At 57.5% G+C, this 9,776-nt stretch carries 9 protein-coding genes; 2 read left to right on the forward strand and 7 right to left on the reverse strand.

The features are described 5' to 3' along the window. Positions 1-233: 233 nt before the first annotated feature. From lexA to AC221Y_RS15145, 5 genes are all read right to left on the reverse strand, one after another. Positions 234-926: a transcriptional repressor LexA gene (gene lexA / locus AC221Y_RS15125; RefSeq protein WP_486707651.1), complete on the reverse strand. Its 693-nt coding sequence runs from the start codon at positions 924-926 to the stop codon at positions 234-236. A gap of 85 nt (positions 927-1,011) precedes the next feature. Beyond that, complete coding sequence (locus AC221Y_RS15130) at positions 1,012-2,184, reverse strand: molybdopterin molybdotransferase MoeA (protein ID WP_486707652.1); 1,173 nt, start codon at positions 2,182-2,184, stop codon at positions 1,012-1,014. After that, a complete protein-coding gene (moaC, locus tag AC221Y_RS15135) occupies positions 2,181-2,660 on the reverse strand; it encodes a cyclic pyranopterin monophosphate synthase MoaC (protein WP_299754000.1) in 480 nt (159 codons plus the stop codon). Before moaC ends, AC221Y_RS15130 begins: the two co-directional genes overlap by 4 nt. Further along, on the reverse strand, positions 2,660-3,478 hold the full coding sequence (gene trpC / locus AC221Y_RS15140; protein ID WP_299754028.1) for an indole-3-glycerol phosphate synthase TrpC: 819 nt from the start codon (positions 3,476-3,478) through the stop codon (positions 2,660-2,662). The genes moaC and trpC overlap by 1 nt, the downstream gene beginning before the upstream one ends. Positions 3,479-3,570: 92 nt before the next feature. Beyond that, complete coding sequence (locus tag AC221Y_RS15145) at positions 3,571-4,227, reverse strand: uracil-DNA glycosylase (protein ID WP_299753999.1); 657 nt, start codon at positions 4,225-4,227, stop codon at positions 3,571-3,573. A 1,787-nt stretch (positions 4,228-6,014) separates the two neighbouring features. On the opposite strand from AC221Y_RS15145, the gene AC221Y_RS15150 reads away from it, so the two are divergent. Further along, the gene (locus AC221Y_RS15150) at positions 6,015-6,377 is read left to right on the forward strand and encodes a hypothetical protein (RefSeq protein ID WP_299753998.1); all 363 of its coding nucleotides are present in this window, start codon (positions 6,015-6,017) and stop codon (positions 6,375-6,377) included. A gap of 19 nt (positions 6,378-6,396) precedes the next feature. On the opposite strand, the gene trpD is transcribed toward AC221Y_RS15150, so the two are convergent. Then, positions 6,397-7,422, reverse strand: coding sequence for an anthranilate phosphoribosyltransferase (gene trpD / locus AC221Y_RS15155; RefSeq protein ID WP_299753997.1), 1,026 nt, complete (start codon positions 7,420-7,422; stop codon positions 6,397-6,399). Further along, entirely contained in the window at positions 7,419-8,000 is a 582-nt protein-coding gene (locus tag AC221Y_RS15160; protein WP_299753996.1) for an anthranilate synthase component II, read from the reverse strand. The genes trpD and AC221Y_RS15160 overlap by 4 nt, the downstream gene beginning before the upstream one ends. Positions 8,001-8,130: 130 nt before the next feature. On the opposite strand from AC221Y_RS15160, the gene AC221Y_RS15165 reads away from it, so the two are divergent. Further along, complete coding sequence (locus tag AC221Y_RS15165; RefSeq protein ID WP_299753995.1) at positions 8,131-9,693, forward strand: divergent polysaccharide deacetylase family protein; 1,563 nt, start codon at positions 8,131-8,133, stop codon at positions 9,691-9,693. Positions 9,694-9,776: the final 83 nt, after the last annotated feature.

The raw sequence follows: 9,776 nt of genomic DNA on the forward strand, positions 1-9,776 counted from the left end.
GCCTAATTCGAAAACGATTTTCCACGTGACCGGCAAAAAAGCACGGGTATATTCCGGTGCCGACTGTCAAAACGCGGATTTTTCGTCGTGAATATAAAATCAGAGGCTCCCGACGGATGCACGATACTCAACGTAGAATCCTAACGCAAAACAGGGTCATTGGCGTTTTACCGACACGGTCCTGACCGGCGTCTGAAAACCGCGCGTCAAAAACAGGGCGCGCGGCTTTGGTTTCAATAACTGCGGATCAATCCGACCAGGCGACCCTGAACTTTGACCTGATCGTCGCGATACAGTCGCGTTTCGTAGGCAGGATTCGCGGCTTCAAGGGCAATGGTGTTGCCCTGTTGGCGAAAACGCTTCAGCGTAGCTTCTTGATCCTCCACCAAAGCGACAACGATGTCGCCGTTATCGGCGGTGTTGGTCTCGCGAATGACAATAATGTCACCATCGTTAATACCAACGTCGGTCATCGAGTCGCCTTTGACCTCAAGCGCATAATGATGACCTTTGCCCGAAAGCATTTGCCCAGGAACTGCCACCCGGTGGCTCACCTCGCTGATCGCGGCAATCGGCACGCCAGCCGCAATCCGGCCCATCACCGGCAATTCCATGGCTTGCGCATCGATCGGCATGGCATTCGGCGGCAATGCTGCGTCGGGGCGATCGCCTTCAATGACCTTCGGCACAAACCTTTTGTTTGTATCAAGAGCATCCGGAAGCTTCACAATCTCAATGGCCCGTGCGCGGTGCGCAAGTCGACGAATGAACCCACGCTCTTCCAAAGCCGTGATCAGGCGGTGGATCCCGGATTTCGACCTAAGGCTGAGAGCTTCCTTCATTTCGTCGAACGAAGGCGGAACGCCATCGCGCTGAACGCGCTTATGAATAAATTCTAGCAAATCAAGTTGTTTACGGGTCAACATTAATGCGAACCTCCTCTGCTCACCATTTCCATGCGGTCTCGTGTTCGATTAATGTTCTATACGCGTTCTTGTTTTGTGTCAACGATCACAAATCGAGAACATCAACCACGTCACCTGCGGTTTTGGCAGGATCATTCGGAGGCCGGACCACCAAAGCATTCGCGTCCGCAAGCACACTTAGCAGCCCACTATCCTGACAGTCTGCCACCACTACCCGATCACCGCTCCGTCGGGCGCGCATATAGTGTTCTCGCGGACCATTTCTGCAGATCGCAGCGCCCAATATAGCAGTCATCCGCTCGGGCGCTTTCGCGGGAAGCCCTTGCATGGCCGCCATCATTGGCAACATAAAGATACGACCACAAATAATTGATGATACAGGGTTTCCGGGCAATCCCAGGATCGCAGAACCTTCAAGCTGTCCCGCCATCAAAGGCTTTCCGGGGCGCATGGCAACTTTGTAGAAAGCACGTTCCATCCCGCGCATTTCGGCGACTTGACCAACAAGATCGTGGTCTCCGACAGATGCCCCGCCGATGGTCACAACTAGGTCGGCGCCTTTCGCTAAGTCGAAAACTCCTTGAAGCGATCCGACTTTATCACGCGCGATGGGCAGAACCCGTGCTATACCGCCTGCAGCTTCAACCATCGCGGCCAAGCCAAGCGCGTTCGACGCGATGATCTGGTCCGCACCGGGCGCTTCACCAGGCATCACTAGCTCGTCGCCGGTCGCGATTAGGGCCACAACGGGTTTTCGAGAAACAAGAATTTCGACCTGGTTCATTGAAGCTATCAACGCCACATCAGAAGGCGATAACAGTCGCGGCGCCGCAATCATACTTCCAACTTTAAAGTCGGCTCCGTCAGGTCTGATATAAAGCGATGAATTTGGATCACTAGAAATGGATATCCGGCTTCCAATGTGGCGAGTGTCTTCCTGAATAACAACCCGCATGGTGCCGGGGGGGATAGGCGCTCCGGTAAAAATGCGTACCGCCTGACCTGCAGCCACGTCACCGTCAAATCGATGTCCGGCGGCCGCTTCGCCGATCACTTGGAAAGTATCGTGGATGCGAACGCTTTCGGTGGCAATAGCATAGCCGTCCATGGTGGATGTGGCGAAGGGGGGGTGAGCGCGTGACGCGACGACGGGCTTGGCCAAAACACGACCGGCGGCTTGGCGAAGTGGCACAGTTTCCGTGCCAAGTGGCTGCGCAAGGGCGAACACATGGCCCAAAGCTTCGTCGACTGAAATCACGTATCAGCCTCGTAAAGCCCTGTTTTTCCGCCATCTTTCAGCACAAGCCGTATGTCTTCGATGATCATGGATTTCTCGACTGACTTCACCATGTCGTAGATCGTCAGACAAGCCGTGGACACCGCAGTCAGGGCTTCCATCTCGACGCCAGTTTGCCCGGAGGTTTTGACAGTTGCCTCGACGCGCACGCCAGGTCGTGTGGGGTCAACAGTCAATTCAAGCGCAACTTTCGTGATCGGCAGGGGATGGCATAGTGGAATAAGCTCGGACGTTTTCTTCGCGCCCATAATACCTGCCAGTCTTGCAACGGCAAGCACGTCGCCCTTTTTAGCGCGCCCCTCGGTAATGATTTCAAGGACTTGCTGGGACATCCGAACGTATCCTTCGGCCACTGCAATCCGGTCCGTGTGATCTTTGTCGGAGACATCGACCATGTGCACCTGACCCTGTTGATCGAAATGTGTGAGACCCGACATCAGACGGCCCCATCGATTGGAACCGGGTTTGCGAGGATTGCGCGGGTGGCGGCTGCGACGTCGTCCTGACGCATCAGGCCTTCGCCGATGAGGAACGTTCGCGCACCGATATGAGCCATACGAGCAAGGTCTTCCGGCGTGAATAAACCGCTTTCCGCAACAATTGTGCGGCCCATGGGAACGTCTTTTGCGAGGCGCTCGGTGGTGCCGAGATCCGTCTCGAAGGTCTTCAAATTGCGGTTGTTAATTCCAAGCAGCGGCGAGCGTAGTTTTGTGGCGCGATGAAGTTCCTCTTCGTCATGAATCTCAACCAAAACATCCATATTCCAATCGTTTACCGCGCAATCTTCAAGTTCCAAAGCTTGTTCGTCTGTGACGCTGGCCATAATGATCAGGATGCAGTCGGCGCCCCATGCGCGGGCTTCCGCGACCTGGTAGGTGTCATAGAGAAAGTCTTTGCGCAGACATGGCAATGACACAGCCTTGCGGGCGGCGACGAGGTAGTCGGGCGCACCTTGGAAGCTAGGGGTGTCAGTGAGAACCGACAGGCAGGTGGCTCCACCGGCCTCATAGGCTTTCGCAAGCGCAGGCGGGTCGAAGTCTGCGCGGATTAAACCTTTGGAAGGGCTGGCCTTTTTGATCTCGGCGATCAGCGCATAGCCGGTTCGCGAGGCCCTAGTGAGTGCAGTAGCGAAGCCACGTGGCGGCGAGGCGTCGTGCGCCATTGCCATGACATCGGCAAGCGGACGGGCGGCTTTGGCCTCGGCAATCTCGTCGAGTTTGTAGGCCTTAATGCGATCAAGTGCGGTGCTCATAATGTTGAAATAGCGTGTCCAAAGGGGGCTGAAAAGGCATATCGTTATAACGTTGGTATTGCGTCGGTGCAGGCGTTCGCAAAGAGAGGCTCTTGTTAAGGCGCCGCAATCCAGTTGATCGGCGTTTCCCCGCGGGTTTGAAACCATGCGTTGACCCGCGAAAACGGACGGGCGCCGAAAAAACCGCGCCTTGCGGAAAGAGGCGATGGATGGGCAGTCTCAAGGACAAGGTGATTGCCAGAACGAATGTCGCCCCGGAAGGACTGCGCATGGTTGCCCCACAGCAGGAATGCGCAATTATGACGCGAAACCTCGGCCAGCACATCACGGGTGAGATGAGACCAGCCAAGTTTTGCGTGGGCGCCTGGGTTTCCGGCGGGAACTGAGAGACACGTATTCAGCAGGAGGACGCCTTGTGCGGCCAAGTGGGAGAGGTCGCCGGTTTTGGGCCGTGCACCAAGATCGTCTTCCATTTCGCGGTAGATGTTCGCGAGGGATCTTGGAAGCGGAACATCGGGCGCAACCGAGAAGGCAAGGCCGTTGGCGTGGCCGGGAGTCGGGTAGGGGTCCTGTCCCAAAATGACAACTCGGATGTCCTGTGGCGCAGTGTGTTCAAAGGCGGCGAAGCGCTGGATTTCGGGGGGAAGGATGGTGCTTGTTTCGGCGGCAAGCTTGGTTTTGAGTGCGGGCCAATGGCTCGTGAAGAATGGCAAAAGGCTCCACGCGTCGGGAATTTGGAGGGAACGTGCCATGAGCTCAACGTAGTCGCGGCGTGGTCGCATAGGCAAGCGGAGGTTGCGTCTTGTGCGAAGGAGAGAAGCCGTCGATCATGCCAATTCAAACCACAATTGGTGCCTGACAGTCTCGAAATCTCCCAGTCGGGGCCCAGAAAAGCGTAAATAAAGGTTTATCACCGCCTTCAAGAGATAAGTAACCAGTTAATCGGCGCTTCAATTGACCGACCTCTTCCGGACGGCAATCCGTGCAGCGTTATGCGTATTTTTGCTTGGCACAGATCCTCAAGCGTGAGTGAAGCTAGCTCCAGCCGGCACCGCGACGCAGTCGGCGACGGGTTGGCGGATCGGCGAGCAGAGCCATTGATGGCAACACCAGTGCAGCCACTAGGGCAGGTCGGTTGAAAGCATCTTGACGATAAGCTTGTTCAACCAAAAAGATTGCTGCGCGGCCCGCGGCTCGAACTTCCAGGTATTTGTCTCGGATACGTCATTTACCGGTGGCACGGTTGCTGCGTCGCAGGGGTAGGCTGGGGTGCTTGAGCTGTATGTTTCGGGGCAGACGCTTCGCCCGACGCCCTTGAATGTCGATCGCACCGGCCGCTACGTGCGGGTTCAACTGGCAGGCAGAGAGTTCCTTTAGATTGCCGAAGCCCAGTTTTTTTCACAGTCTTGGCGAGATTGAGACTGTCTCGTCGGACTCAGGTCCTTTGACCGATGGTGGCGCTGACAATCAGGGCATGGATCGTGCGGGAACTCCAAAGGTAGATATTTACATGATCTGCAATACAGGCCCTGTGGCTCTGACGCTCAGCGGCACCCCGACAGCGACAAACTTGAGAAATGTGCAGAATGTGACATTGCGGCGCCCGGCTCTTTAACACTTGAGCCTGGGTTGGTTGTCCACGACGTTTAAATCTACGTACAAGCCTACTGCAGCAGGGGCCTTTCCCTTCGATCTAGACGTTTCCAGCGATGATGCTGGCGAAGCCTTTTATGATATCGCGGTCACTGGGATGGCGTCTGATATCACGCCGCCCGATGCGCCTGTATTGCCTCGCATACACCGTAACCCAAAGGTGCGATCGGTGTGGCGGGAACGGCCAAGCTCTGAAGTGCTGTGACCGCGGACCCATCGACGGACGCTCATTCCCCCAACTCAAGCGCGGACCAGCCTTCGGGGACAATAGCTGCGGTATCCCGTGATGAAGCCGGCAATGTCTCGGACACAAGTGCGGCGACTTATACGGACGCAGATGCAACGTCGGAAGAAGTTGCCGAACTACAATATGAGCTCGCCAACCTTTTGATTGCGAACCAGCCTGACCTTATCGGATTTTGTCGGGCTCGCGGCGTGGGTTTGCGAATGCAGCCGTGACGAAGTAAAACGGCCGCCACAGCCTTTCTTTGTCGCAGGAAGATAGCCATTTCTGGGTCGACTTAACTGCGAACTGGGGGACATCAGATACCAGCGAGGCGGCTTATGCGCTTGGCGCAATGAGGCGTCGCTGGAAGGTCAGCGAGACGCGTCTGGCCGGTGGCAGTTTCAGGCAGATTTCATTTCACGGGACGATGATACGGCGCGTTCGTCGGGGTGGGCTGGATGTTTGGCCCTTATTTCGTCGCCAAAGCGCCGGGATTACCCTTGTTTTTTTTATAAGGGCTGCGTCCTTTACGGGCAAGCGGAGAACGAGACGTCTCCGCTTGGCACTTACACCGACGGGTCTAGTCCGAGCGGATTTTGGCGTGGGTGAAGGTTTGCCGGACAGGCAAATTATGCGGACGTGTTGTTGGAGCCAAAATTTTTGGCGACTTATGCAACGGACCGTCTGGAAAGCTACGTGGATGGCAACAGTGTGGTGGTCCAGGGGCAGACGGTGACGGTTTTTCAGCTCGCAGCGGGCGCAGATTTCACCGTTCCGGACGACATTGGCTTCGGCACGGTTGATGTCTTAGGCGGGGTCACTTGTATTTATTCCCGCATCGATGGCACCGGTGCGGCACGATCGGTGGTGACAGCGTATGAAAGTGGACGCGGACGGGTTGAGTTGGGATCAAGTTATGTGACTGGCATCAAAGGTTTTTTGTCCGCGACTGCCAATTGTTACGGTCGTGGGTCAAAATACGAAAGCGACGGGCTTAACCTTCGGTATGAGTTGAGCTTTTAAGGGCTGAGGGGCTGAAGCCTCAAGGACCTAAGCTGCCTTGAGTCACTTTTGCAAGGCCTTCTATTTTGCCGCGTGCAGCACCACTGTCGATGGATTTTGATGCCATATCAACACCTTCCGGAAGGCCGTGGGCAACGCCTGCGATGACGAGAGCGGCGGCGGCGTTCAGCAAGACGGCGTCGCGGTAGGCAGAAGTTTCACCGGCGAGAAGCGCTTGAAACGCGCGGCCGTTTTCTTCAGGCGTGCCTCCGATGATGGCCTCAAACGGGTGGACAGGCAGGTGCGCGTCTTCTGGGTGCACAGTCATTTCGGTGATCACACCATCTTTCAGTGCGACGATGGCTGTCGGGCCGGTAATGGTAATCTCATCCGTACCGTCCGAGCCGTGGACAAGCCAAGCGGCTTCGGAGCCGAGCGCGTGAAGCGTTTCGGCCATAGGGCGGAGCATTTCTTCGGAGAACGCACCCGTCAGTTGGCGCTTCACGCCTGCGGGGTTCGTGAGAGGGCCGAGGATGTTAAAAATCGTGCGAGTGCCAAGTTCCGCGCGGGTCGGCATGACGTGGGCAATTGCGGGGTGGTGCATCGGGGCCATCATGAAGCCGATGCCAACTTTGTTGATGGCTTTTTCGACTATTTCGGGGCCGACCATGACGTTGATACCCATCTGGGTCAGGGCGTCGGCGGCTCCGGATTTCGAACTTAGATTGCGGTTGCCGTGCTTGGCGACTGTGACACCAGCGCCGGCCACCACGAAGGCCGTGGCGGTCGAGATATTAAGGGTGCCTTTGCCGTCGCCGCCGGTGCCAACGATGTCCATAGCCCCTTCCGGCGCAACCACTTTGCGGCACTTTGCGCGCATCACGCTGGCGGCGGCGGCGTATTCTTCGACCGTTTCGCCGCGGGTGCGCAATGTCATAAGGAGGCCGCCGATCTGGCTGGGGGTGGCTTCGCCGTTGAACAAAATGCGGAAGGCGGTTTCAGCCTCGGCGCGGGTCAGGGGGCGATCAACGGCGGTTGCGATCAGCGATTTGATGTCGGATGTCATGCGTGCACCGGAACGATGTCGAGGAAATTTTGCAGCATGGCATGTCCATGTTGAGAACGGATCGATTCGGGGTGGAACTGCAGCCCGTGGATTGGTTTGGCTTTGTGTTGAAACCCCATGATGATTCCATTGTCGAGCCATGCCGTGATTTCTAGCTCATCAGGAAGCGTGTCGCGGTCGACAATCAGCGAGTGGTAACGAGTGGCGTCCAGCGGTGAGGGCAGGCCTTTGAACAGCGATTTGCCATCATGGTGCATCTGGCCAAGTTTGCCGTGGACGATTTCTCCGGCGCGAACAACTTTACCGCCAAAAGCTTGCCCTATGGCTTGGTGGCCAAGGCAAACACCTAGAAGCGGCGTGTTGGTTTCGGCGGCGGCCTGCGTGAGAGCCAGGCAAATGCCTGCTTTGTCTGGGTCACAGGGGCCGGGGCTTAAGATAATGGCTTCGGGCTTCAGCGCCATCGCCTCTTGAACGGTGAGGGCATCATTGCGGTGAACCTGGCATTCCGCTCCAAGCTCGCCCAGAAAATGGACGAGGTTGAAGGTGAAACTGTCGTAATTGTCGATCAGGAGTAACATTTTGCGTGTCTTCGCGCCTATGGGTGCAGATATGGGGTGTCAGGCGCCGAAAGCGCCGGTATACTTGGTCAGAGGTGTCGCCATTCGTCAAGGCACCCATGGGCAATTGAGCAGAGTAAAGGAGAGGGCGTTGGGACGCGGCTTTCTCGCGGGCATATTTTGGGGCGGTATCGTGGGCTTTGCGATGCTAGCTGTTTCCAGTCTTGTATTCGGTCGCCAAGAGCTAAGCTTGCCGCGACCGGAGGCAGTACCTGTTGAGGTGCCTGCCGGCACTGAATTTGATCAGGCACGACCTGAAACAAACCCCGTGGTTCCCGAGGCTGAGACACGCCCAGGCGCTGAGGGCGTCGCTGGCGTCGTCGCCCCGGACGATGCGGTTGAAACACCGCCTGCGTTTGACACCTCATCTTTAGCGGTTCCGCAGCCAAGCGTTGAAGGCCCAGCCGGCCTTGCGGGCACTCCCGAGGTCGCGGAAGAAATTGACATTAACGTAACCGGACCATCGGCCCCAAGCGCAGATGCGCCGGATGCGGGCCGCGCGCTTGTCGCACCGGAGGTTCCGGCACAAGCGCCTGAGACCGCGACCGATGCGCCGGTTGAGGGGCAAGCGCCTGCAACTGATGATGTGGCGGTGGTGGCTCCCAGTGCTGTGGAAGAGACTGCTCCTATGGCGCCTGCACCCGAAGCCACGGACACGATCGAAGCGCCGACGCCTCGGATCTTTGAGACCGACACTGCAGATCCGCCGGAAACGCCCGTAGCCCCCGAAGCCGTTGACGCGCCCGAAGCAGACCTTGCGCCGAACGCCATCGTGCGCGTGGACGGGGGCGAGAGCGAGTTTTTCAAGCCGGTCGACGAGATCGGCAATATGGCGCAGAACGTGGAAACCGACCGTCTTCCGCGGATTGGATCAGCCCCCGAGGCCGAAGAGACGGCACTGCCGACCGAGCGTCCAGCGCCCGGCGATGTCGCTGAAAACGTTGATGAGGCGGCGCCTGAAACACCCGCTATGATCGTTACCGGCGATGCTTTGACTCGTTGGGCCACTGACTTTGAGGTAACAGACGACCTGCCATTGATGTCGGTCGTTCTTGTGCATCGCGGCGAGAGCGCCTTGTCGGCGGATGTTGTGGATGGTTTGCCCGGCACTGTGTCCTTTGCCGTGAATGCCGGATCGCCCGGTGCTGCAAAGATTGCAGCAGACTATCGCGCGATGGGCCGCGAAGTGGTGATGATCCCGTCGTTGCCGGTTGGGGCCACGCCGCAGGACGTCGAAGTGGCGCTTCGGGTGAACTTTGAAACAATCCCCGAAGCGGTCGCCGTCATGGACAATTCGGGCGAGAGCTTCCAGTCAGATCGTGCGGCAGTGGCACAGGTTGTCGACGTTGTTGCGGCCTCGGGCCATGGCTTGATCACCTTCCCACGCGGACTGAACACCGCCCACCAGCGCGCCGAACGTGCAGGCGTGCCGACGGGGCTGATTTTCCGCGACATTGATGGAGCGAATGAAACCAACGAGCAAATTCGTCGTGCGATGGACCGGGCTGCGTTCCGCGCACGTCAGGACGAAGCTGTGATACTGGTTGGGCGGACTGAAGCCAGGACGCTTGAGGCCTTGGCCGAATGGGTGCTTGGCAACCGCGCGGCCAGTGTGACGTTGGCACCAATCTCGGCGGCTTTGACCACAAACTGATTTCGGGATTCTGCATCGATGTGCGCGCAAGCTTTGCGGACGGCATTGGCGGCGTCTGGCTCTCGGGTCTGATGCATATTCAA

It is taken from the genome of Boseongicola sp., from assembly GCF_057460485.1.

Bases quoted from the DNA above. Each gene is read 5' to 3' on its own strand.
- lexA (WP_486707651.1), bottom strand. From the start codon at position 926: ATGTTGACCCGTAAACAACTTGATTTGCTAGAATTTATTCATAAGCGC.
- moaC (WP_299754000.1), bottom strand. From the start codon at position 2,660: ATGTCGGGTCTCACACATTTCGATCAACAGGGTCAGGTGCACATGGTC.
- AC221Y_RS15145 (WP_299753999.1), bottom strand. From the start codon at position 4,227: ATGGCACGTTCCCTCCAAATTCCCGACGCGTGGAGCCTTTTGCCATTC.
- trpD (WP_299753997.1), bottom strand. From the start codon at position 7,422: ATGACATCCGACATCAAATCGCTGATCGCAACCGCCGTTGATCGCCCC.
- AC221Y_RS15160 (WP_299753996.1), bottom strand. From the start codon at position 8,000: ATGTTACTCCTGATCGACAATTACGACAGTTTCACCTTCAACCTCGTC.